Origin of the sequence: Veillonella sp. VA139, from assembly GCF_003992005.1 — a bacterium.
Lineage (GTDB): Bacteria > Bacillota > Negativicutes > Veillonellales > Veillonellaceae > F0422.
Genome location: NZ_RQVL01000003.1, coordinates 125,924 through 150,726, shown reverse-complemented (window position 1 = coordinate 150,726; position 24,803 = coordinate 125,924). Strand labels below are relative to the sequence as shown.

Annotated in this window: 23 protein-coding genes; 6 read left to right on the top strand and 17 right to left on the bottom strand. The window is 41.0% G+C overall.

Annotated elements, in window-relative coordinates:
* Window positions 1–8 precede the first annotated feature (8 nt).
* From EO125_RS02745 to EO125_RS02710, 8 genes are all read right to left on the bottom strand, one after another.
* Window positions 9–329: a hypothetical protein gene (locus EO125_RS02745; RefSeq protein ID WP_127147554.1), complete on the bottom strand. Its 321-nt coding sequence runs from the start codon at window positions 327–329 to the stop codon at window positions 9–11.
* A 119-nt stretch (window positions 330–448) separates the two neighbouring features.
* A complete protein-coding gene (locus tag EO125_RS02740) occupies window positions 449–1,351 on the bottom strand; it encodes a hypothetical protein (RefSeq protein WP_127147553.1) in 903 nt (300 codons plus the stop codon).
* 8 nt (window positions 1,352–1,359) lie between these two features.
* A complete protein-coding gene (locus EO125_RS02735) occupies window positions 1,360–2,304 on the bottom strand; it encodes a phosphodiester glycosidase family protein (RefSeq protein WP_127147552.1) in 945 nt (314 codons plus the stop codon).
* Window positions 2,305–2,400: 96 nt separating this feature from the next.
* A complete protein-coding gene (gene folK / locus EO125_RS02730) occupies window positions 2,401–2,880 on the bottom strand; it encodes a 2-amino-4-hydroxy-6-hydroxymethyldihydropteridine diphosphokinase (protein ID WP_127147551.1) in 480 nt (159 codons plus the stop codon).
* Entirely contained in the window at window positions 2,880–3,242 is a 363-nt protein-coding gene (gene folB, locus EO125_RS02725; RefSeq protein WP_127147550.1) for a dihydroneopterin aldolase, read from the bottom strand. The genes folK and folB overlap by 1 nt, the downstream gene beginning before the upstream one ends.
* On the bottom strand, window positions 3,242–4,075 hold the full coding sequence (gene folP / locus EO125_RS02720; RefSeq protein ID WP_127147549.1) for a dihydropteroate synthase: 834 nt from the start codon (window positions 4,073–4,075) through the stop codon (window positions 3,242–3,244). Before folP ends, folB begins: the two co-directional genes overlap by 1 nt.
* On the bottom strand, window positions 4,068–4,634 hold the full coding sequence (gene folE / locus EO125_RS02715) for a GTP cyclohydrolase I (protein ID WP_127147548.1): 567 nt from the start codon (window positions 4,632–4,634) through the stop codon (window positions 4,068–4,070). Before folE ends, folP begins: the two co-directional genes overlap by 8 nt.
* 9 nt (window positions 4,635–4,643) lie before the next feature.
* Entirely contained in the window at window positions 4,644–6,200 is a 1,557-nt protein-coding gene (locus EO125_RS02710; RefSeq protein WP_127147547.1) for an ABC-F family ATP-binding cassette domain-containing protein, read from the bottom strand.
* 333 nt (window positions 6,201–6,533) lie between these two features.
* Between EO125_RS02710 and EO125_RS02705 the strand changes: the two genes are divergently transcribed.
* Window positions 6,534–7,373 (top strand): pyridoxamine kinase, encoded by an 840-nt coding sequence (locus EO125_RS02705; protein WP_127147546.1) that lies wholly within the window; start codon window positions 6,534–6,536, stop codon window positions 7,371–7,373.
* Between the two features lie 12 nt (window positions 7,374–7,385).
* Window positions 7,386–7,895, top strand: a complete 510-nt coding sequence (locus EO125_RS02700) for an ECF transporter S component (protein ID WP_127147545.1) — start codon at window positions 7,386–7,388, stop codon at window positions 7,893–7,895.
* Between the two features lie 347 nt (window positions 7,896–8,242).
* Here the strand turns inward: EO125_RS02700 and EO125_RS02695 are convergent, their stop codons facing one another.
* The gene (locus EO125_RS02695) at window positions 8,243–8,626 is read right to left on the bottom strand and encodes a thioesterase family protein (RefSeq protein ID WP_127147544.1); all 384 of its coding nucleotides are present in this window, start codon (window positions 8,624–8,626) and stop codon (window positions 8,243–8,245) included.
* 233 nt (window positions 8,627–8,859) lie between these two features.
* Here EO125_RS02695 and relB point away from each other — a divergent pair, with 233 nt between their 5' ends.
* Together relB and EO125_RS02685 are read left to right on the top strand one after the other, a co-directional pair.
* Window positions 8,860–9,081 (top strand): type II toxin-antitoxin system RelB family antitoxin, encoded by a 222-nt coding sequence (relB, locus tag EO125_RS02690; protein ID WP_127147543.1) that lies wholly within the window; start codon window positions 8,860–8,862, stop codon window positions 9,079–9,081.
* Window positions 9,066–9,332, top strand: coding sequence for a type II toxin-antitoxin system RelE/ParE family toxin (locus EO125_RS02685; RefSeq protein ID WP_127147542.1), 267 nt, complete (start codon window positions 9,066–9,068; stop codon window positions 9,330–9,332). Before relB ends, EO125_RS02685 begins: the two co-directional genes overlap by 16 nt.
* Before the next feature lie 81 nt (window positions 9,333–9,413).
* On the opposite strand, the gene EO125_RS02680 is transcribed toward EO125_RS02685, so the two are convergent.
* The 3 genes from EO125_RS02680 to EO125_RS02670 form a co-directional block, all read right to left on the bottom strand.
* Complete coding sequence (locus EO125_RS02680) at window positions 9,414–14,966, bottom strand: YadA-like family protein (protein ID WP_127147541.1); 5,553 nt, start codon at window positions 14,964–14,966, stop codon at window positions 9,414–9,416.
* Window positions 14,967–15,827: 861 nt separating this feature from the next.
* A complete protein-coding gene (locus EO125_RS02675; protein ID WP_127147540.1) occupies window positions 15,828–16,544 on the bottom strand; it encodes a DUF4198 domain-containing protein in 717 nt (238 codons plus the stop codon).
* Between the two features lie 150 nt (window positions 16,545–16,694).
* Window positions 16,695–17,312: a site-2 protease family protein gene (locus tag EO125_RS02670; protein ID WP_127147539.1), complete on the bottom strand. Its 618-nt coding sequence runs from the start codon at window positions 17,310–17,312 to the stop codon at window positions 16,695–16,697.
* Between the two features lie 185 nt (window positions 17,313–17,497).
* Between EO125_RS02670 and EO125_RS02665 the strand changes: the two genes are divergently transcribed.
* Together EO125_RS02665 and EO125_RS02660 are read left to right on the top strand one after the other, a co-directional pair.
* A complete protein-coding gene (locus EO125_RS02665) occupies window positions 17,498–18,394 on the top strand; it encodes a helix-turn-helix domain-containing protein (protein WP_127147538.1) in 897 nt (298 codons plus the stop codon).
* A 71-nt stretch (window positions 18,395–18,465) separates the two neighbouring features.
* Window positions 18,466–19,401: a hypothetical protein gene (locus EO125_RS02660; protein ID WP_127147537.1), complete on the top strand. Its 936-nt coding sequence runs from the start codon at window positions 18,466–18,468 to the stop codon at window positions 19,399–19,401.
* A 292-nt stretch (window positions 19,402–19,693) separates the two neighbouring features.
* Here EO125_RS02660 and EO125_RS02655 read toward each other — a convergent pair whose 3' ends face one another.
* From EO125_RS02655 to cdaA, 5 genes are read right to left on the bottom strand one after another with little or no spacing between them, the layout of a single operon-like run.
* Window positions 19,694–20,035, bottom strand: a complete 342-nt coding sequence (locus EO125_RS02655) for a hypothetical protein (RefSeq protein WP_127147536.1) — start codon at window positions 20,033–20,035, stop codon at window positions 19,694–19,696.
* Window positions 20,035–21,381, bottom strand: a complete 1,347-nt coding sequence (gene glmM, locus EO125_RS02650; protein WP_127147535.1) for a phosphoglucosamine mutase — start codon at window positions 21,379–21,381, stop codon at window positions 20,035–20,037. Before glmM ends, EO125_RS02655 begins: the two co-directional genes overlap by 1 nt.
* Complete coding sequence (locus tag EO125_RS02645) at window positions 21,374–22,987, bottom strand: NAD(P)/FAD-dependent oxidoreductase (protein WP_127147534.1); 1,614 nt, start codon at window positions 22,985–22,987, stop codon at window positions 21,374–21,376. Before EO125_RS02645 ends, glmM begins: the two co-directional genes overlap by 8 nt.
* A gap of 9 nt (window positions 22,988–22,996) precedes the next feature.
* Entirely contained in the window at window positions 22,997–23,926 is a 930-nt protein-coding gene (locus EO125_RS02640) for a YbbR-like domain-containing protein (RefSeq protein WP_127147533.1), read from the bottom strand.
* Window positions 23,923–24,750 (bottom strand): diadenylate cyclase CdaA, encoded by an 828-nt coding sequence (gene cdaA, locus EO125_RS02635; protein ID WP_127147532.1) that lies wholly within the window; start codon window positions 24,748–24,750, stop codon window positions 23,923–23,925. Before cdaA ends, EO125_RS02640 begins: the two co-directional genes overlap by 4 nt.
* Between the last annotated feature and the right edge of the window lie 53 nt (window positions 24,751–24,803).

The window sequence follows — 24,803 nt, the reverse complement described above, 5'->3', positions numbered from 1 at the left end:
GTTTAAGTTTATTTTACCTTTTTAGGCGCCGTTTCTAATACAATATTGTTGCCATTACGCTTGACCTGAATAGAAAAATCCTTTATGTCATCTTTGAAATAATCCATTTTTATGGCTAGTAATAACTTACCGATTTCCGTTTTTATCCGCTCTGTTAAAAACTCTTGGTAAAAATCATCTTCCGTTTTTTGCTCTTTCGGCTTTCCTACTACTTTGTTAGTTGCCTTAGCATCATCTTTCAATAGGGCAGTCTCAAATGTTTCTTCTTCAACAAAGCCTTTCATCATATCTGCATCACTTAATCCTTTTTGGATTTTAAATTTTGCCATTTTACAGTTCCTCCTCTCCATATCTTCCACAATTTCGCTTCTGTTATGACTAATTGTTATAGCTTTTTACAAAATACAGTGAACTTTATTACTGCACATTATACAATATTCTTACTTTTTTACTTCTTTTTCTCTGTAGAAGCACTATCTTTAGCAGATTCCTTGTCTTTCAGAATAGAATCTACCGTAATTTCTGTTAATTCCGTTGGGTTATCATAGGTATAAATTTTATTAAATCCTACTCCTAATTTACCCTCATAGGCCTCTAGAGCACGGTTTTTATCATCCACTTTTACAATATAAATTAGCTGACCTTGCGTCACACCAATGAGGCGGAATTTACCAGGAGGATTGATGGCACGCCAACCACCTTCTGTACCATTGAACATGAATACATCACCAGTGCGCGCATTATCGTAAAAGAATCGATCTTCATTATAGAACATACCGATGCGACCAATATCGGAGGCTTGCATGTACACACGACGAGTATCATAGTTCGCATCCGTACGATACACACGGTAAGCCCCATCACCTACACGGACTTTCATATACACTACGTTCGTTGCCGCAGAATATGCCACATCAGTAATTCGTGACCCTCGTGGGACTGTATTGATAGTCGTATCAATTTCATGATCTGGTGCTTCTGGGTCAATACGTGCTAACACAATATCATCATGCTTTCCACCGAATAAACCAACAATGGCTAGGTTGCGATCTGACATCCATTCAAAATAGGATACTTCTCGTTCTTTTAAATCCAACGTAACTGGCGCTTCTTTGCCCGCCGTATATATATCAACACGATTCTGTTCCACCACTGCCATATATTTATGATCATGGGAATAATAGCGCGTTCCCTCTTTCACGTCAGGAAAATTCTTATCTACTTCTTCCCCATTGGTGACCTGAAAGTTCGTGGTAGGCGCTAAGTATACTTGGTCTAAATAATAATAGACACCGCCTTGTAAAACTAAGCCCAACAAAAAGGCTGTCGTTACTTTTCCAAAGGTTTTCATAGACTCTCCTATTTCACGATAAATACAGTAGGAATCATGCGTTCACCGAGCAAATCAGCTGGTTTATTCACAGTTTTACCATTATAGAATAAGGTCGTACTAGAACCGCCATCTAAGTTAGCCGCAATGACAGCCCCTTCTTGGTATAAAATATCTTGTACATCACGCAAGGTAGCCCCTGCAGAGTAGGCTTGACGACCATCGATAACTAAGAATAAAACAGTACCGTCTTTCTTTTGTGCGATAGCCGTTCTAGGACCAATGCCCCACCCACCATCACCATCGGTAATCATCTTTTTACCGTTCACGATAAGAGGGGGTCCAAAGGTCAATCCTTCTTTGGCGCCCATTTCTTTCAATTCCCGCTTGTTGTAGGTACCGGCAATTAAGTTACCCGCTTTTGTAAAACCGATGAAATCTACATCTTCATCAGGTCCTACGTCTTTTCCGATGACATATTCTCCATCATGCAAAATAAATCCATAGGGAGAACGACCTGTGCCCGTTCCGTTTGGATCGTGGAATCCACCACCATTGATGGCAGCTACGGCTCCATTGAGGCGCGCAATATTGCTAGTGGTCTCCCCTTTTTCATTCAACTGTGGCGCCGTAGCCACTTGAATGCGTCGAGGGTCTGGAATTTCCAATAAAAATCCCGTATACCGATTGGACTCAATTTTACGCAAGTTCAAGGATGTATCTTCTTTCACATCGAATTTGAACAGTTCTTGGCTTTCACCAGTGCCCACAGTACCTACAATTTTCTGAATTTCCTCAGGTGTATAGAGCCACGTAATATAATGTGGATGGCGAGACCGTAAGATGGCCCCTACGACGGTACGTTTAATATTATCAAAGGGACCAAACAACACCACAATAGGCGATGTAATAGCCGTAAATATAAACATGAGAAGGATAAATTTTACCCACCCTTTTCTAAAAAAAGAACCCATATATATGCTCCTTATATATTTCTTCATAGACCATTCTAACGATGACTAACACCATCAAGGTGGGAATCATCCTAAACTGGCTCTGCATAATTCTAGCTACGATTCTATTGCCCGCAATTCCTCTAGTCTATTATGAATACTAACTCCTTGATAGATAAATTGAGGATAAATTTCTTGTAATGGTTCCAGCACAAAGATCCGTTCCCAAAAATAGGGATGAGGTACTACCAAATTAGCTGTGTTCACCTGCACGCATTGGTCCGCTTCATCTTCTATCCAAACAATATCTAAATCCAATGTACGAGGTCCCCAGTGAATCTCTCGCTGTCTCCCTGCTAACCGCTCGATATGCAATATTGTATCTAACATAACAAGAGGTGTCAGAGTGGCTTCTACTTTCAAAATACCATTTAAAAATGGACCTTGTTCTACGGGACCCCAGGGTGGTGTTTCAATCCAGCTGGAATGGTTTACACTGCGAACACCGTCTGTGTTCGTCAATTCAGATACAGCGAATGCTAAATACCCTTCCCTATCACCTAGGTTCGATCCGATGCCAATATAATAGATATACATTATAATTGCCCTCGTGTAATCACTACTTCTACGTAATCCAGCACGCCTGGAATAGGCGCTTCTGGTTTGCGCACCGTCACTGAAAGTCCCTGTAACCCTTCATAGTGTCCCCAGATGGATTCCGCTATTAGAGTTCCTACACGTTCAATCAAACAGCGGGGCGTCCCCTCTACGATTGCTTTTGTGCGCTCATAGACGTCCGCATAATTAATGGAGTCTTCTAATTGATCCGACTGACCTGCTTTTGACAAGTCTAAGGCGAGGGAAACATCTACAAAGAATCGCTGTCCTATTTCATTTTCACTTGGTAAATTGCCATGGTATCCGTAAAATGCCATGTTTCGCAAGTTAATTCTGTCCATTACTCACCTCGTAATAGTACATCTGCCACCGTGATGGCACGTTTATGCATTTCCACATTGTGAACACGGACCATATCCACGCCTTGAATCATACCTGTAATACAAGTAGCTACCGTTCCTTCATCCCTCTGATCCGCTGACAATTCATTTAAAATAGTGCCAATGAAACGCTTGCGACTAGGCGCTAATAGCACAGGATACTCATAGACAGTAATTTCCCCCAATCGTTGGATGACTTCCACATTTTGGGCATAATCTTTACCAAAACCAATGCCTGGGTCAAGCCAAATATTCTGCGGTTTTACTCCTTCTTTCAAAGCTAAATCCACAGAGGAGAAAAAGAATGCTTTCATATCGTCGATGATATCATCATAATCCGTCGTATTTTGGTTGTGCATGATAATGACCGGCACATCGTATTTCGCAGCTACTGCAGCCATATCCTTGTCATATTTTAAACCCCAAATATCGTTTAAAATATGAGCCCCATGAGATAAGGCAAAGTCTGCTGTTTCTGCCCGGTATGTATCCACCGATACAGGGATTGTACATACATCTAAGACCGGCAATAGAATGTCTTTCATGCGCTCAATTTCCTCAGTAACAGAAATTTGCGTGTGCCCTGGACGTGTGGATTCTACACCTACATCGATGATGTCTGCACCCTGCTCAATCATCGATTTCGCATGGGCCACAGCGGTGTCAGAAGTATTGTAACGACCTCCATCAGAAAAAGAATCGGGAGTGCCATTTAAAATCCCCATAATCAATGTACGGTCTTTTAGTTCTAATTGTTTACCATCTTGCCAGTTGTACTTGCGGTACTTAAACATGATCGTTACCTCCTAATAACACCAATGCTTCCTCCCGTAATATCCCAATGGGCTCTAATATACCAGTGGCTACGATTGTTTTTGCCACCGTTTCTTGTGCTACCTCACCTTTCATGAGCATGCATAAATGAGTAGCTTCCACCATGACCATAGCGCCCAACACATGGCCGTCTTCCACTAAGGATGTGGCAATGTCATGGGTAAATCGCTCTTGTAATTGTGGACGTTTAGCAAAGACATCTACCAAGGCTTTCAAACGGCCCAAACCAAATACTTTGCCATCCCGTGGCTGATACACAATGTGTACTTTGCCATAGAAAGGCATTAAATGATGTTCACATATGGAATAAAAAGGAATGTGATTCACCGATACAAGGCCCGTATGTTCCGTGGGATACACATCGCCTAGAGCCTCTTCGGCCGTGCTGTTACGTCCAGAAAACAAGCTTTCAAATAACGTGGCCACACGCTTCGGCGTATCTGTCATACCCTGTGCTTCAAGATCGATACCAAGGCCCTCTAATAATTGGCGCACACCGTCTAGAGCTTGTTCTTTCATAGTCATCTCCTAAATAATTTTCGTAGTCCAATCTTCGATGGTCCAAATATCGGTCACCCAAGATTCGTAAAATTCTGGTTCATGGCAGACGAGGACAATCGTCCCTTTAAAAGCCTGCAATGCCCGCGCCAATTCTGCCTTCGCATCTACATCTAAATGGTTCGTCGGTTCGTCCAATACAAGTACATTATAGGATTCCTGCATCAATTTACAGAGACGAACTTTTGCATTTTCTCCACCAGATAAGACACGCATTTGGCTCGTAATATGCTCATTGGTAAGTCCACATCGAGCAAGAGCTGCACGCACCTCGGAATTCGTCAAGGACGGGTAGGCATCCCAAATGTAATCCAACGCAGTTTTCGAATTATCTCGACTGTCTTCTTGGGCAAAGTAACCAATTTGTAAAAACTCACCTTTTTCAATATTTCCAGATAAAGCCGGAATCATGCCTAACAAGGTTTTTAATAAGGTTGTTTTTCCCAAGCCATTCACACCTTGAATAGCGATTTTCTTACCTCGTTCGATGACCACTTCTACAGGACGTGTCAATGGCTCATCATAACCCAAAACAAGGTCTTTCGCATCCACGATGAAACGACTCGGTGTACGTCCTTCTTTAAACCCAAAGGATGGTTTTATCTTTTCTTGTGGCTTCTCTAGGATTTCCATTTTTTCTAGGCGTTTCGCTCTGGAGTTAGCCATACCACGAGTAGCCACACGGGCTTTGTTGCGCTGAATGAAATCTTTCATGTCTGCCACTTCTTGCTGTTGGCGCTCGTACGCACGCAAAGCTTGTTGCTTTTTTACTTCGTAAGCAGCTAGGAATTGGTAATAATCGCCAGTATACCGTGTGAGCTGCGCTTGCTCAATATGGTAAATGACGTTCACTACAGAATTTAAGAACTCTACATCATGAGAGATTAAGATAAAGGCGTTTTCATAGTTTTGCAAATAGTTTTGCAGCCATTTAATATGATCCACGTCTAAATAGTTTGTCGGTTCGTCCAAGAGTAAAATTGTTGGTTGCTCCAACAACAATTTTGTGAGCAATACTTTCGTCCGTTGACCACCGCTCAAATCCATAACGTCACGGTCAAGACCGATGTCCATCAAGCCTAAGCCTTGGGCAGTCCGTTCAATGGTCGCATCGATTTCATAGAAGCCTCGTTGCTCTAACATCTCTTGCCATTCGCCAGTAAGCTCCATAAGCTCATTCATTCTGTCCTCAGAACAATCGCCCATTTCTAAATAGGCATCTTGCAATTGTTGCTCAATACCATAAAGAGAATCGAAGGCCCCTCGCAGTACATCGCGAATGGTCATTCCTTTCTCTAATACACTGTGCTGATCTAAATAGCCTACCGTCACTTGGTTGGACCATTCCACCTTGCCTTCATCTGGCATTAGATGCCCCGTAATGATATTTAAAAAGGTGGACTTTCCTTCTCCGTTGGCTCCGATTAAGCCCACGTGTTCTCCTTTCAGCAAACGGAAAGATGCATCATCTAATATTTGTCTTGCCCCAAATCCATGGGTTACATTGGTTACAGTTAAAACACTCATATTCAATCTCCAAACTATTGTTATGTATCTCTTTATTATACGTTAACATGACAATAATTTCTAGTTTTTACATATCTGTCCTAATATTTTTATAATTTCTGTGTATTTACGCATGACACTATGAAAGTGTATACTAATAGCATTCTTAAAATATCCTATTGATATACAGTAGAATATACTTCTTCACATACAATGGTCTATATAAATTTTGTTAACTGCATAACAAAACACAAGTGTCATCCACAAGTATAACAATATGAAAATATATATTACAAATAGCATAGTGATATTGTTATGTGAAGGTATCTATTACAAACAAAAGGAGAGTGTCCCATGAATCACGTACCTACTATACTATCCATACAAGATATGAGTTCTGTCGGTCGTTGTTCACTCACTGTGTTCATCCCTTTAGTGAGTGCTCTACGGTGCCAACCGATTCCGTTACCAACAGCGGTACTTTGCAATCATTTAGAATATCCTAACTTTGAATTGGTAGACATTACGGATTACCTTGAAAGTTTCTACAACTGTTGGAACAAAAACGACATCACCTTCGATGCCATTCAAAGTGGCTTCCTCGCATCACCTGAACAAATTCGTCTCGTAGAAGATGCCATCGAACGGTTCGGCAAAGATAAACTCGTTGTGGTAGACCCTGCTATGGCAGATGATGGCAAACTCTATTCTATCTATAACGACGAAATGGTGAAAGAAATGCGCAAGCTCATCACCAAAGCGTTCATCATCAAACCGAACTACACAGAGGCTTGTTTCCTCTTAGATATCCCCTATGACCCTACACCTCAATCAGAAGAAGTAATCTATGATATGTGCCGTCGTTTGCATGCACAAGGACCTGAGTATGTAGTACTATCTAGCTTACCATCTGAAGATTCTGCACTCATCGCCGTCTATCGTGGCAGCACAGATACTATCACATGGATATCCAACCCATTAGTACAAGTGAAAGCCCACGGAACGGGGGATACTTTCACAGCTATCTTAACAGCCCTCGTATTACGTGGCTATACCCCGGAAGAAGCATCTCGCATTGCAGGCCAATTTACTACAGAAGCAGTGAAGTTCACCCATGAGGAAATCGGTTCCTTGCGTGACGGCTTAGCCCTTGAATTACTATTAGATCGGTTAATTTCCATTCCCAATCCATAATTAGGAGGTTTCATGAACTCAACAACAAAAGATATCATCTATATCGGATTATTATCCGCTTTATGCATCGTGTTTACGACCATAAAAGTACCTCTGCCAACAGGGGCTATGGTACACCTTGGTTCCGCCGCTCTATTCTCCATGGCATCCGTATTCGGCGGATTCTATGCAGGGCTCGCTGGGGCCATCGGATCTGGCATCTTTGACCTCATCATGGGGCATTCCCAATACACAGTGTTCTCCATCGTGATTAAAGGATTAGCAGGTGTCATCGTAGGCTTATTAACAGTGGGTTGGAGACCTACCGTTCCTGCTCGTTCCGTATCTACTCCTCGTATCTTATTAGCTATGCTAGTAGGTGCTATTTGGACAGCTGCAGGGTACTTCGTGGCATGGTGGGTCGTACTGGATAGCTACATCGCTGCCGTCACAAGACTACCCGCATCCTTCCTAACCAGCGGCATCGGCATCTTAGTAGCCTTGCTACTAATCCCAATCTTACGCCGCATCCCTCGTAAATAATTTGGCATACCGTTGAAAGTATGGTATACTAGCCATAATAAAAGAGAGCCAATAACGTGTCGAAGGCGTTAGGCTCATCTCGAAAATACTTGAGAACGAAAATGGCCTAACGTGTTGAGGTGTACAAGACCTCATTCGTTAGGCGTTTTCATATATTCAATACACACAATCAAAACACTGAGGAGCGCCGTTATGTGTAGTAGCCTTGTGGCGACTCATACTAAATAAATAAGATAACAAAATGCCCGTGGTATACGTCTGAAGAAACATTATGAAATACCGTTTCTGAAGACGTGTACCACGGGCTTTGTCGTACCTATTCTGTTCATCGCCACAGGCTACATAACTTAGCTAGCGACGATTTTAGACATAAACTTTTCGTTATTAATAATAAACCGTTCATGTGTACCACGGCCGATAACTTTTTCACCTTCTTTAGCCACTACCTCAAAGGTTACTTTTCTACCGTCAACAGCTACCACCGTTGCCATTGCAGTTATAATTGCACCTAATGGGCTAGCTGCTTCATGGCTTGTTTCCATGCGAATCCCCACGGATCCTTCGCCGTCTCCTAAATCACTTTGAATCCCAGTATAGGCTGCTTTCTCCATCAATGCTACCATCGCAGGTGTGGCAAACACAGGTAAAGTACCACTACCCATGTACTCTGCTGTATTGTTAGCTTCCACTACCACCATAGCCATACCAACTTGTCCAATCTCGATTGCCATAGAAACTCCTTTCCAATCTATTATTAATACAGAATATCATTTTTTTCATTCTAACACTTTTATTGGATTATTTCTATTTTATTTTCCCATAAGAGTGTTACACTAACTCATGATATATTCTTCTTACCTATATACATGTATAGATTTTACCACTTCATTACCTTCAAACCCAAATTTCTTGACTTTTTTTGCTTCTATGTTTACAATGTAAACATGGAAGCGAGGTGATTATCATGGCTGTTATATCTGTTCGTTTTAATGAAGCAGAAGATAAAATTATTCGTCAATATATTGAAAGTAAAGGAGAAAACATCTCTCAATATATTAAAGCTATGTTATTAGAGCGAATCGAAGATGAATACGATATATCCATCGTCAATGAATATTTACAAGAAAAAGATTCTATGGAGTTCCTAACATTTGAGGAGGCTGCTAAAGAATGGGATATCAAGTAATTATTCCAGTTAAGTTACATAAGAAAATCAAAAAAATGGATTCTTCTACTCAAAAATTATTATACTCATATATTAAAAAAAATCTTTGTGGCACTGAGGATCCTCGTATACATGGAAAACCTTTAAAAGGAAATCTTAAAGGCTTTTGGAGATATCGTATACTTAATTATCGATTAATAGTCGAAATTAAAGATGATACATTAGTTATCATAGCTGTTGATTTCGATCATAGAAATAAAATTTACACATAATCAAAGTGGGTACCACGTCATTACGACATTGGTACCCACTTTTTGGTATGCTAGTTAACTTTTAATTATTGTTATTTCATTTTATGCCATACCCATGCGTTCCATGAGCATTTTAATTTGTGCTTTCATTTCTGCATTTTCTGCATCTTTTCTAGCATTTTCTGCTTTCAAGGCCGCGATTTCATCTTGCATCACATAAATAGAGGAGATTGGTCCCCCTTTGTAACGTTCTGGAATGGCGTCATCTCCAGCACCAAAACGATAGGTTGCACCTAAGTTTGCCATGCTTTTACCCGCTCCCATAGTGACGCCTGCATTGAACATGAAATTTTCATTTACATAATGTGCCACGCCTAGAGCCAACGCTTGGTTACCTTTATAGGTACCAATCCCTGCCATAATTTGTGATTTCCGTAGCGGATCGTAACCTAATGGATTCATAGCCGACAACGCTGCTGCATGTGCTCCTACTTCATTCACCCGTTTTGCCGTTTCTTTCACGGCTTCACCGATTTGTCCAGATGTATTTGCTAATGCTTCTTTCATTTGACCTACTGTAGCCACATCGTTGTCACCAGTACCTGCTTTCAGTCCTGTAATCGTTCCATCTTTAAAGGTAATAGTAGACGACGATTTACCAGTGCTATCCATGCTAACAATGGATAATCCTTGATCATTGATAGTCACTTTGCTCTTGCCTTTATCTGGAGCACCATTAGGGCCAGAATGATCTCCAAAGACACCGGTGTTAGCTGTAACGCTACCATCGGCGCCATTCAATTTCACCTCATTGGCACCAGCCCCCGCCGTAATCGCACCATGGCGACCATCAATATTCACAACGGAATCACCATAACCGGCAGTAATGGATCCATCATGACCATTAATATCGAGCCCCATGTTAGCCTTTTCTCTATCAAACATTGGATTTCCATCCGCATCTACACTATTAGGCGTTTCAATAACATTTCCTTGCGCATCTGTAGTTGGTTTTGCCAACTCTAAATGATTACTCAAGGTAACTGTAAAGATTTTTTTGTCACCTTCTGTTTTATTACTTACATTGATAGCTTTTCCATCACCAGCTACATCGATGACCTCTTTCGCTAAATCTTTGATAACATTTGTTCCTGTTTCTGTTAAGCCATCCATATTTTTTAGTTTTTCCACGTCTGCGTTCGTCGCAGTGGCTACAGAGTTAAAACGATCATTGATGGTCGTTAACGCATCACCAACAGTGTTCACAGATTTAGCATTACCATCTTTATCTGTTAGGTGATAGGTAGGATTCGTCAAGGTACCATCGGCACCGACAGTAGCTCCACCTCCTAAAGCGGTAGCTAACTCAGTTTTCGCATCAAACAATTGCTTGCCCGTTGCTGCATCTTTAGAGGTAGAAGAAATAGTTCCATCCGCCACATTAGATAATTTTGTAGGTGTTGTCGTACCATTTGGATTTACCAAGGTGGCTTGGAATTTGTCTGCCCCTACTGGTTGTGCTGCTCCAATTGGATTACCATCAGATCCTACTTCATTAGCCTTATAATATTTTCCATTATTAGCTTTTGTTAACCGATTTCCATCCGCATCTGTATACACAACAGAACCAGCTTCACCATTACGAAGGGCATTTACTTTGTCGGTTAATGTTTTACCATTTAACCCATCTTCAGCCGTAAGACCTGTGTTCTTTGCCGTTCCATTTACACCATCACGACCATCTGCTGAAGTGTCACCAATTTTAGCAATTTCTTTTAATTGGTCTTTTACCTTATCAGATAAGCCTACTGTAATCGTATTGCCTTTGGCTACTGTATGAATTTCATCTGTTACACCTTTTACATTTAGTGTATCTGTTTTTAGATTTAATTCCACTGCATTAGTAGCCGTGTCATTACCATCTTTTGTTACATCCCCAGCAAAGGATAATTTAGTGCTATCTGTAATTTCCGTTTTTAATGCAGTTAATTTCTCATTAAAATCTTTTGAATCTACCTTATCATTCAACTTAGTAGTAATCGTATTAATGTTAGTTTCCGCATTCCTTAAACGATTTCCTTGATCGGTAACCGTATCATTAATTCCATCCACTCTCGTAGAAAGATTCGCCACAGCTGTATTCGCAGCATTAGCTGTTGCTTCTACAGTTCCCACTTTTGTGGTCAAATTAGTTAACTTCGTTTTTGTATCCCCTAAGTCAGTGGTAAGGTTAGTAATATTCGTCTCCGCCGTTGTCACTCGTGTAGTTACAGCATCTACACTTGCTTTCGTTGCCACGCCGGTAATTGTTACTTTTTCATCATTTTTAACAGTACCAGTGCCGTCCACTTTTTCTAACACGATATTACCATTTGTATCAAAGGTATATTCACCTTTTTTCACATGCAGTTCCGCTGTTTTATCCACCTTATCAACAGTTAAGTTTGCTAATTCATCTTTTTTAACAACTGTATCACGCAATGCAGTTTCCAATTTTGCTGCATTATCTGCAATCTTCGTATCTACATAAGTCGTATCCGCTTTCTTACGTAATTCTGTGTTCACAAAGGAGGTATCTGCCTTCTTACCTAATTCGGTATTCACATACGTTGTATCAGCTTTTCCTGCTACCGTTGTGGTCAATGCTTCTAATTTAGCTTTGCTAGCTACATCTGTGATTTTGAAAGCTTTATCTGCCACCGACTGTTGGTTCCCATTTTCTTGTTCCAGTGTCACCTCACCAGTATCTGCATTCACCGCATAGCTTTTGGCTTTCACATGGAGTTCATCGGCTTTATCCACCTTATTTTCAGTGGAAGCGGTAATCTTATCACTTAGTTCCGTTTTTGCATTCGCTAACTCTCTATCACTGTCCGCTTTAGCTGCTGTTAATCGGTTATTTAGGTCCTCAGTACTTACCTTATTTTGCATGCCTTGCACAAATTTATCTGCCGTATCCTTATCCAGCTTATTATTCAACACATCACGCAAAGCAGCAATATCATCTCGATTCGCAAAATTTGCTTTTGCCGCATTAAAGTCTGCCGTTTCTAATTTATTTGCCAAAGCCGCATTTACGCGGTTTTTCTCAGTTGTAAAGTCAGCGGTACTTACTTTTTTACCTACTTCTGTAGTTAATGTAGTAATATCGGTTTTGCTAGCGACACCAGAAATAATGACATCCTGATTATCTTGCACCACATTTTCACCATTGGCTTGTTTCAATACCACATTGCCGTTCGTATCAACGGTATACGTATTTTTCACTACATGTAATTCTGCTGTAGCATCTAGCTTACCACTCGTCAAATTCGCCAAATCAGCCTTTTTCACAACCGTGTTATTCAACGCATTATCTAATTTTGTATCGATATCGCCAAATTTTGTATCTACATAATTCGTACTTGCTTTTGTTCCCAATTGTGTATCTACATAAGATTTGTCAGACTTTTCAGCTAACTTTGTAGTGAAAGTATTCGTATCTACTTTGCCTGCCACTGTAGTTGTTAACGTATCCAATGCAGCTTTACTTGCCACACCTTTAATCACCACATCTTTTCCAGTTGCCACAGCTCCATTTCCATTGGCCTGTTTCAAGGTAACATTGCCTGTACCGTCAATGTCATATTCCCCTTCTTTCACATGGAGCTCGTCCGTTTTATCCACCTTTGTCGTTCTCAATGTGTCCACATCTGTGACATTAGCCTTTTTATTCATTTCCCTTGTGAAAGTATCATTGCTCACCTTTGTATCTAATGCCGTTTTCACAGCGCCAGCCGTAACTAGTTTATTTCCTTCTGCTGCACTTGTAACATCTGCGGCTACCACAGGAGTCACTGTCACATTACCATTCACATTGGTCACAGTAAGAGCATTTGTATTACCACTAGTAATCTTATTTACTTCACTAGTGGACGCAATGGTAATAGCTCCAGTGTTCACATCTGGAGTTAAGGTAACATTGTTCCCCGCTGTTAACGTAAGCTTACGTTCCTTTGGTACCATTTCTGTCGTAGTGGCACCATTCACAACTTTCAAAGTTTTCAAACTCGCCGCTTCTAAGGCTTTTAATTGTTTCACATTGACCGCATCATAATCGTCGGAACCACCTGCTACACTGACAATACGACGAGTGATGGTACCTGTATCAGATTCATTTCGTTTATTCCCCAGGGATACAATACCATTTCCCGTATCATTCACAGCATCGCCGGATAAGTAGGCAGTTGCATTTTTCGCATCTGTCGTAGCTGTCGTGGATCCTTCACCTAGTGCAACGGAATGTGCTAGGGCGGCATTAGCACTTTTACCGATTGCAATAGAGGATGCCCCTGTTGCTTGTGTGCTATTACCAAGAGCAATCGCACTATGACCAGATGCTAATGTGCCATTAGATCCAATGCCGATACCACTTTGACCAGTAACGCTTGACATGTACCCAATTGCTACGGCACCACCAGCATTCTCACCAACAGTCATATTAGATCCAATGCCTACCGCTTGATTACCCAATACGTTGGTAATATATCCAATCGCCGTACTACCATCTTGCTTAGAACTTACTTGAAACCCAAGACCTACCGCTTTACTTCCTTCTACCTTAACTGTAGAACCAATTGCTGTTGAGCCATGTTGCTTTGCTAATACATCAGTACCGATAGCCGTCGTAGCCACACCAGTGGCAGATGCAGTGGAACCCATGGCAATAGCATTACCACTATTGGCTACTGTTTTCGTACCAATCGCGATAGACTGAGTTCCCGTTGCTGTAGGAGCTTCTGTTAAATCTGTGCCTGCACTGCCGATAGCAATAGCCTGTGTCGCATTGGCTGTTGCACTTTTACCAAGTGCAACGGTACCTGCAGCGCTCGCACTAGCACCATTACCTACTGCTAATGCACTATCTTCTGTGGCCTGTGATGTGTTACCTACCGCCACTGTGTTAGCGGCCGTAGCCTGTGATGTATTACCTACCGCTACTGTGTTAGCAGCTGTGGCTTTTGAGGTATTACCTACAGCCACCGCACTAGCACCCGTTGCTTCTGATTTATATCCATAGGCAGCTGCTGTGGCGCCTGTGGCTTTTGATTCACTACCAATTGTCACTGATGTGGCACCTGTCGCTGTTGCTTTGTGGCCTAACGCGATAGCCTCCGTAGCTCCCGCCTTACTTTCATTACCAATAGCAATACCACGTTCTCCAGTTTCTACAGTAGATAAGCGACCAATAGCAATCCCCGCCGATTTTTTTGCCTGTGCCGCCGTACCAATGGCAATGGCATCATTTTCATTGGCTTCTACTTTTTTCCCACTAAATGCGCCAGAACCTATGGCCACTACATTTTCTCCTGGTGCTCGCACTTGTACACCAATACCTACCGAGAAACGACCACTGACTTCCACATCTTGACCCATGGCAGAAGCAAACCGATTGCTGGCCTTAGCTCCCCCACCAATGGCAACGACAGCACCATTCGATGTATTGCCCTCTGGAATCGCTGCTTCTACAGTTGCCACTTGTACACCTACCGTCAGCGCCGCTAATACGCTAGCTACAACAATTTTCTTTTTTCCACTTCTGTTTTTTGCTACTTCAGATACTACGATATAGCATTGCTTAGATTTGCTCCAAATAACTTTGAATAACTTGTTCATCTGTGATAGAACCTCCTAATTCATATATTATTTATAATCACTATACTACAACCAAAAAAACAGCTAATATACTACTTCATTAGCTGCTATATACAATTCATTACATCCAGCCACTTATACTAAACTCATGCATAGATAAGCCATGGCATTCTTTTATAATTCTTACATATATTATACATAGTAAATCTATTATTTTCAATATTTATTTTGATTTATCGCTTTATTTTTTTACTGTAATTTTTCATTAATTTTTTGCCAATACTAGCCTATCACTAGTAATAATTTCTTGCTATAAGCTTGTATTGCACGACGAAAAATCAACCTTCACTAGAAGATATACATTCTATAGTGATTATAACTTTTTTTGATACTTTATTCACCCTATCATAGAACTGGTACTTTAGTATAACCTACATGCTCTCCCTAAGGAACGCAGTTAGGCCTAAAAAACTTGTGGCGGATCGTACTGTCTAAATAAGACAAACAAAAAAAGAGCACGGTGTGCCCCGAACAAACACCGCAACCTATTCTCTGAGGAACGCAGTGATGAGTAGAAAACTTGTGGCATCCATATTGACTGAATTACACCAATACAAAACGAGCGCGACATGTTCCGGAGCAAACCTAACCACTGTATCAGTTTGCGGAGGAATATGTCGCGCTCTTCCTTCACCTAAGGAACGCCGTTACGCGTAAAAAACTTGTGGCAGATTGTACTGTCTAGATAAGACAAACAAAAAAAAGAGCACGGTGTGCCCCCGAACAAACATTATGAAATACCGTTTGAGAGGGGGTATACCGTGCTCTTTCCTTTATCATATTACATCCGCCACAAGTTTTTATAGCGTTACAAGTGACGTCTTACTCTGGTTGAATTGTGAAGGATAAACTAGAGAAGTATTTAGTTTGTTCCCCTTTTGTTTCTGTTGGGAATGCTACTTCTACGCCTACTACATTCAAGCCATTAGCACCTACTGTTACCATTGCTTTACCTTGTGCATCAGCTTCGCTTTCATTAGTCAAATCATTGATAACGTCTTTGATTAATGGAGCGTTAGCATAAGGCATGCCATCTTTGTATACTTGGATTTCATAAGTATCGCCTTTGCGCAATGTTAATGGGTTAACGCTTGGAACGATTTCGATTGGCATATTTAAACGTTGAGGTTTTACCGCTGCATTCCAATAGTTTACATTGTATTTTACTGCATGCGTCGATTTCACAGCATTCGGTACATCTTTCATCATTGCTCTATGAGTTTTACCGTCTTTATCTTTAGTAAAATAGCCATAGTCAAATGTAGTTGCTGTAGTACCTAACATTTCATTTTTATCAATTGTTACATTGTGTTCATGAGGGATTACTTTCATGTCCAATGGGTTATATCCCACATCATAAGCTTCAAAGCTTTTTACCATGGATGGTTCGTATGCATTATCTACAGGACCTTCCCCTAATACCAATGTTGGTTGATCAATACGTTCTGCAAAGAATACGCCATGAGCAGATGCATTTGCGCCCACAGATACTGCGCCTACTAATGCCAATGCAAGAATAGCTAACTTACTTTTTTTCATTTGGATACCCTCCTATGAAATATAAAATTATACCTTCTATGATTGTACTCTTTTTGGGAATGACTAGCAATATTTATTTTTTGATTATGAATAATTGTTATAATTAGCTATACTATATTTCTATTTATAAACGAAACGACTGCTTCATCATTATAGAATTAGATGAACAATGCTTTCAAAAATGCCTAAAATCACTGCAAATACTGGACGTATGATAGCGCCTAAAAATCCAAATTGGCCCAATACCAAAATACCAATAAAGAACCATAGCTGAGCACCTAATAGTTTTTCTTGCCACTCATAGGGCAAATATTGAAGTAGTACATAAAATCCAATAAAGCCTGGTACTGGCAACATGTTAAAGACTCCAAAGCCGATGCTCAAAGTCACGATGTAGGACATAACCATCTGCAACCCCGTGCTGATTGTCCCCAGTTGCGTGACCACAGACATACCCATGTAGGCAAGGAATGCCACTAAAATATTAGCACCCAATCCAGCTAAGGCAATTTGCACCATCGCTGTCCGTGGATTTTTAAAATTATAGGGTGAAAACGGAATAGGCTTACTCCATCCTACACTGGCAATAAGCATGACCAGCACGCCCAGCAAATCTAGGTGAGCAAAAGGATTGATCGTATCTCGTCCCCATTGTCTCGGTGTCGTATCCCCTAGACGGATAGCCATCTTTGCTTGAGCATAGTTAAATATCGAAATTGCGATAGCAATAGCCGGTAGCATCGCAATATAATGAATCATATCTTTCATAATATCTCCTTGTATCATCAAAACTATTTCTTTTATTATACACGATGATCACCTCGTTCCTCCATAGGAGACAGAAAATTTCCTACCAGTGATACACACTCCTACCAGTGAGTAGACAACTTTCACTATTCTATGCATACTGAAAGTAAACTAACTCAACAGCAAAGCATACGAGGAGGCCTATTATGAGCAAACCAAAAAAGTTCATCATTTCGATTCCCTATGAATTACTGTATCAACTTTATGTAACTCAGCACTTGACTACCAAAGCTATCGCAGATCAATTACACTGTAGTCAAAGTACTATTTGCCAACGCCTACGAGACAATGAGATTCCCTTTCACAGTAGAACCCCGAATATCCCCAAAGAGGAACTGACTCAACTCTATGGAAGTGGCACATCCATCAAAGCTATAGCTCAGCACTTTCATGTGTCCCCTCGAACCATCTATAGCCGTTTACATGAATGGCATCTAAAAGAGCCTCGCCCTAGTTCTTCTCCAACAGCATTACCTATCTCCTATATTCTAGAATCCTATAACAGAGGATCTAGTGCCGCCATGATTGGTCGAGAATTACAGGTATCACCTTCTACGATTATTCATGTCTTACAACGTCATAGTATTCCCCTCCGAAATAGTATGAAACGTATTGACCTACCTATTGATGATATTTGCCAACTCTATACACAGTACAAGCTATCTACCATCCATATTGGACAACTATATGCTGTCAAACCCTCTACCATCGCCTCTCGGTTGCGGGAACGAGGGATTACTTTACGAGGAAACAAGGAACAACTCCCTACACATAGCATTATTTCTAAATATGTCCAAGGCACTCCATTGCAAGCATTAGCAAATGCATATCATACCAATTACCATACAATTCGGAATCTGCTCATTCGTCATGGCGTGTATCAAAAAGCACCCCGTATTCGTACATATGCTTATGATATATACGCTTTACACCAAGATGAGCAGTTGTCCGTAGCTGAAATTGCTAGCCATTACGGATGCCATCCAGAAACAATTCGTCGCATTGTAAAAGATATGTCGCCTAAGGAAAAATCTATCCATTGATATCCTTGCTATGCGTTCCAAAGTAACGTATACTAAAAGTGAATATATCATTTTTTAAAAAGGAGTTCATCATGGAGTATATCTTTGCCCTACTACCTTACTTTACGATAGGTATCGTAGCAGCCTTTATCTCTCGGTTTACGGGGATTACCATTTCCTTCTTATTAGTACCAACCCTATTATATTGGGGGGCTACACCAGTAGAAGTTGTGTCATTTATGTTGACATTTACTTTGTATAATACATTTACCTTAGAAACACAGGATGTACGATTAGACTTTAAAGAGTTAACCTTCTTCCCTGGTTGGAAATTAGCCATTCCTCTTGTTATCTCTTTTGGATTAAGTCTTGTATCTCCTCATGTATCCATCGGATTATTTATTTTCTTCTTTATCTTGGAATTAGGGGCTGCCTTATACAAACGCATCCCACAAGCAGAGCGTCCTACCCTAAAACAAATCGGGATTTCCTCCCTGTTAGCCGCTGGTTGGACCATCGTCGGTGTCTTAGCATACCGTCATATTCCTGATACTTGGTACTTCCTTTTAGTAGGTATTGCCATGCTGGGCTTAACTTGGTTTGCTTACTATGTAGGGGCTAATCGCTATGCTATGCGTCAATCCTGGACTGCTATTTGGCCTTCCTTATCCTTACTATTAGGTGTATTCGGATTGGAAATCTCCTCGTACATTCATGGTGTTAAACGAAATTTCCCATCTCCATTTGATCGTATTGTACCTATGGTCACAGTGATCGGCGCTTTTGCGGGTACCATGGTTCTGTTTGTACTAGAAAACCAATTCTCCTTAGCCTCCTTAATTGCTGCCGTTGGTTGTGCCTTCGGTATCCGCATGTTTGGATACTACGGATTCAGTAAGTCTGGCAAATTCTCTTGGTTAATCATCGGTTTAACTATACTCATCGTACTTTGCTTATATTTGGTAAGTCCTGCTCCAGTTGGCATGGATACTGGTAACGCTTTATTGCAAGCACCTATTGCGGAATAATTGATTACTAGCTATGGCGGAACAATAACAAACTAGTACCTAATAAAATAGAACTGTAACAAAATAGCCCGTAAATAAAATAGAGGAAAGTTGATTAAAAATTATCAACTTTCCTCTCTTTTATGATTCTATCATATAGATTAGTTCTATGCTAAATTTAGGAGCCACGCCTATAAAAGTAGCCCCCACATTTGATTAAAAACCTTTTATAACATGCTTCTATAATACGTATAGCTTCTTCCATAGCATTGCATAGGTTTTACCTAGTACGATTATCGACGCCATCAAAATTCTACCCTTGCGGAAAAGCCCCTACAAACTCCCACACGCTCATATCTGGCAAATGGCTTTCTATGTACATGGTTTGCAATGTATCCATACACCATGGTATGGGCACATCCTTCTTCACATACATATAGTTATATCCATCTTTATCTAAGGCGATTTCCAGATTTAGCTGATTCGGTTGCTCTTCATCCATAATAGCTTGAACAAAGTGGCAGTTTTCTTTTGGTGTGCCCCAAAACAAACTAAAGAACACCCGTTCATCTGCCACAATCTGATGTAGCACTGTTTCTACATCGATCCAAGTGCCTTGTTCATAGGTTTCTTCATCCGTCACTAAGCGAAACATTAGGCTTCTCCTTGTTCAATGCGAATTACATCGCCAATACGGTTACATAATTCATCCAATTGGTCTTGGTTCGGACCTTCTGCCATAACACGAATCAATGGCTCTGTACCAGATGGACGTACTAAAATACGACCATTACTACCCAGTTCTTCTTCTGCTTCACGAATCGCATCTTGGATCGCACTATTCGTTTCCCAACCTGCTTTTGTTAACACTCGTACATTCACCAACAATTGTGGGTATTTCGTCATCAAACCAGCTAATTCAGATAAAGATTTTCCTTTTTCTTTCATGATGGACAAGGTTTGTACCGCTGTCAATAAACCATCACCAGTGCTATTGTAATCCAAGAAGATAACATGTCCAGATTGTTCCCCACCAATAGAGTATCCATCAGCGAGCATTTTTTCCAGTACATAGCGGTCACCTACAGCTGTGCTACATGTTTGCATACCCAACTCTTTCGCCGCCTTGTGAAATCCGATATTGCTCATCACAGTGCCTACAATCATATTCTCTTTCAATTTACCTTGCTCTTTCAAGTGTAAACCGCAAAGTAACATAATTTGGTCACCATCTAAAACTTGGCCTTTTTCATCTACCATTAGACAACGATCTGCATCACCATCATTGGCAATCCCCACCTGAGCACCTTCACGAAGCACTGTTTCTTGTAAGCCATCTAAATGAGTAGACCCTGCATTGTCGTTAATATTCGTGCCCGTTGGTGTTACATTGATAGCTACTACCTCTGCCCCTAATTGACGAAGAATCTTAGGTCCCACATAGGAAGCTGCCCCATGGGCTCCGTCATAGACAACTTTCAAACCCGTTAAAGCGTCGCTAGTGGATACTACGAAGTTTACATATTCTTCCACCCAGTCTTGATGGTAGAAGATTTGACCAATATCACCTTTTGTTGGTCGTGGCAAGCAATCGTCTGCGCTAGCTGTACATAATTTTTCAATTTCATCTTCTACGGCATCTGGCAATTTAAAGCCGTTACCATCAAAGAACTTAATACCATTATCTGGATACGGATTATGAGATGCGGAAATAACAACCCCTGCAGTACATCCTTTTTGGCGAACCAAGTAGGCAATCGCTGGTGTCGGTGCTTCTCCTAAAATAATCACATCTCCACCTACAGCGCAAATACCAGAGGCTAAAGCATTTTCTAACATACCTCCCGATATACGTGTGTCACGTCCAATTAGAAAAGTAGGACGATCTACGGATTGTCCAAAGTAAGACGCCGCTGCCCGACCTAAATGATAGGCCAACTCTGGCGTTAAAAATTCATTAACTAAACCTCGTACCCCATCTGTACCGAATAATCTACTCATGATGATCTCCTTTCAAAGGGCCATATGTATTCATAATTAGTATGGCAGTTTCTGCCCCATCTAAGGCGGCACTCATGATGCCTCCTGCATAGCCTGCACCTTCTCCGATGGGATATAATCCCTTCGTGGACTGTGAAAGTCTGTTGTCGTCTCGTACGATGCGAAGCGGTGCTGATGTTCGTGTTTCCACCCCAGTCATACACACATGGTCCGCATCAAAGCCTTGTATACGGCGTCCAAAATATGGCAAGGCCTCCGCTAATGTATTCGTCACGTACTCTGGCAAGCATTGGCGAATATCTGCTGGTGTCACACCCGGTTCATAACTGTAAGCCTTCCGTTGTACATCATTCGTATCAGTACGACCTAAGAAATGACCTACCGTCTGAATTGGTGCATGGTAATTGCGACCTCCCACGATAAAAGCCTGTTCTTCCCATTTTCGTTGAAAGTCCACCCCAGCTAATGGATGCTCTCCAAAGTCACGAGGGCCTACAGTAACCACCAATGCACTATTCGCAATCCCACTGTCACGAGCGTATAAACTCATACCATTGGTCACAACACCGCCTTCTTCAGAGGCGCTCGCCACAACTTGTCCCCCTGGACACATACAGAAACTATAACAAGAACGATCTTGTTCTTTATCATGATACACTAAAGAATATTCTGCTGCTCCTAACCCAATATCTGCGGGATACACTCCATATTGTGACGTATCGATCACATCTTGATCATGTTCAATACGAACGCCGATAGCAAAGGATTTCCCTTCTAAATGGACCCCTCTATCATAGAGCATACGATAGGTATCACGTGCACTATGACCAACCCCTAACATCACAATATCTGCAGGGATTCGTTCTATTCCATTAATGATAACGCCGGTTACAACTTGGTCTTGTACTTCAATATCTGTGACGTGTGCACCAAATCGAACGTCTCCACCCCAAGCAATAATTTGCTGGCGCATAGCTTTTACCATATGGCGCAAAATATCTGTTCCTACATGAGGTTTATGTTTATATAAAATTTCTTTAGGAGCTCCAAATTCTACAAAGTACGTAGCAATCTCATGAAGTCTTGGATGGGTGACACGGGTCGTCAATTTGCCATCTGAGAAGGTACCTGCTCCACCTTCACCAAACTGTACATTCGATTCGGGTTTGAAAATACCTTCTTTCCAAAACTGTTCTACATCTAAAGTGCGTTGGTCTACATCTTGACCTCGTTCTAACACGATAGGTCGATATCCTTCTCGTGCTAAATAGAACGCTGCCAGCATGCCAGCAGGGCCAAAACCAACTACCACTGGGCGATGTTGCATAGGTGCCGTACCACGCATAATAGGTTCCGGCATTTCAGGTTCCATCAAAGTAATATCTTTATGACGACTTAATTTTTTCATCAATTGTTGCTCTTGGTCTACTTCTAAAAACAAAGTGTACACAAAAGTAATATTCGGTTTCTTCCTTGCATCTACGGCCCGTCGTACCACATGAATCGCTTTAATACGTCCTTGTAATGGGCTATATTTTTTTACAAGTAATGTTTCTAACCGCTCTGCCTCTTGTACTGGTATCCGAAAATTAATAATACGTAACATCTTTCTCTCCTACATCTGTGGTTCAATTTCTACTTTCACCACAACTCGGTCTTTTGTTGTTGTCACACCTTCTGGTAAGACTAAACTATACCCCCCGGTAAAGCTACTAGTAGCACCATGGATAGGGATGTCGATAGTTTTTACTCCATCAATACCGTTGAGGATGGATTCTTTTCCTACAATCGTCAACTCTTTTGGTTCAACTACAACACGTTTCACCGCATAACCTATCGGTACTGATCCGACTAGATTCGGTTGCACCAGCACTTTTTTCTCCATTCTAATCCGTTCTAATTCATATTGAATTTGTGCTCCTCTTGGTGTGATTGTTAAACCTTCTACCTCATTCCCAGATGTATCTACAGCTAAAATATCACCAACTTCTGTAAAACTTTCACGATGTTTATCTAGGTTAATGCGAATCACAGCATACGATGCTTTACTTACTAAGTGGGCTGGTCCAGAAATCGTAACCGTTGTAGGCATGATTTTCGAGTCTTTAATGGCAATATCATTAGGCACTGTCCCCAATGGATGCACCTGTACTTGCAATTCTTTTACCATATATTCATCCACTGTAACAGTGACATTTTCTGGTGTCATACTATCTATGAAAGTCCCTGTTGGGGCAGTAAAATTAATAGGTATATTTTCCTGACCTACACGAGCATTTTTCATATTCACATAGGCTTTCAATACAGATGGGTTAATATCAAAGATGGCATTGCGAGGTCCTCGTAAATGAACACGCACTTCACTCGGCACCCCTTCTACTAAATAGTTTTGATCTAAGTTTTGCACTTGTACCGGTACGGTGTAGGTCATTTCAATGATCGGGTTTTGATCCTTCATAACATACAGCCACATACCAATGGCGCAAAATAAGCAAAACAACTTCATGCCCCAATTATGTTTTAATCCTACTATCCAATGCATCATTTCGATTCACCTCGTTTGATTTTAAGTAAAGAGCTGACTGCACTTGGTGTTGGCTCCAATAAGGTCAACATAACTGTGCGCAATGTATCTTCCGTAACACCACGGTGAATTTGTCCACCTAAAGCATAGGAAATTTGACCAGTTTCTTCACTGACCACCACCACTAAGGCATCACTTTCTTCACTTTGCCCTAAGGCTGAACGATGTCGTGTACCCAATTCTTTACTCACATCACGATTTTGACTTACGGGAAGTAAGCTTGCAGCCGTCTCGATACGACCGTTACGAATGATCACTGCTCCATCATGAAGAGGAGATTTTGGATAAAATAAATTCATCAATAATTCACTAGTTACGAGTCCGTCAATACGTGTGCCTTGCATAGATAGCACGTCTAATTTCATTTTTCTTTCAAAGACCATGAGAGCCCCAATTTTACGACGAGACATACTACGACAAGCAATGACGACTTCTTTTACAATAGATGTTAATTCTTCTTTAGAAATTTTAGTACGGGATGAGAAAAATCCAGTACCACTACCCAGCTGCTCTAAGAGGCGTCGTAATTCTGGCTGAAATACAATGGGTAACGCAATCATAAGGACTGCCACACTTTGCTGCATCATCCAACTTATAGTATGCAATCCCATAAAGTGTGCTACGATATTCAAAACAACTAATACGCCCAAGCCTTTTAATAAGCCCAAGGCTCTTGTATTTTTAACTAGACGATATAACCAATAAAATAGTGTGGCTACAACTATAATATCTACGATATCTAAGAACCGTAATGTAGCTAATGTAGTTTGTAATTGAAACAGCATAGAATATCTCCTATCCTTTCTAATACAAATAAGGGCACATGCTCATGCATGTA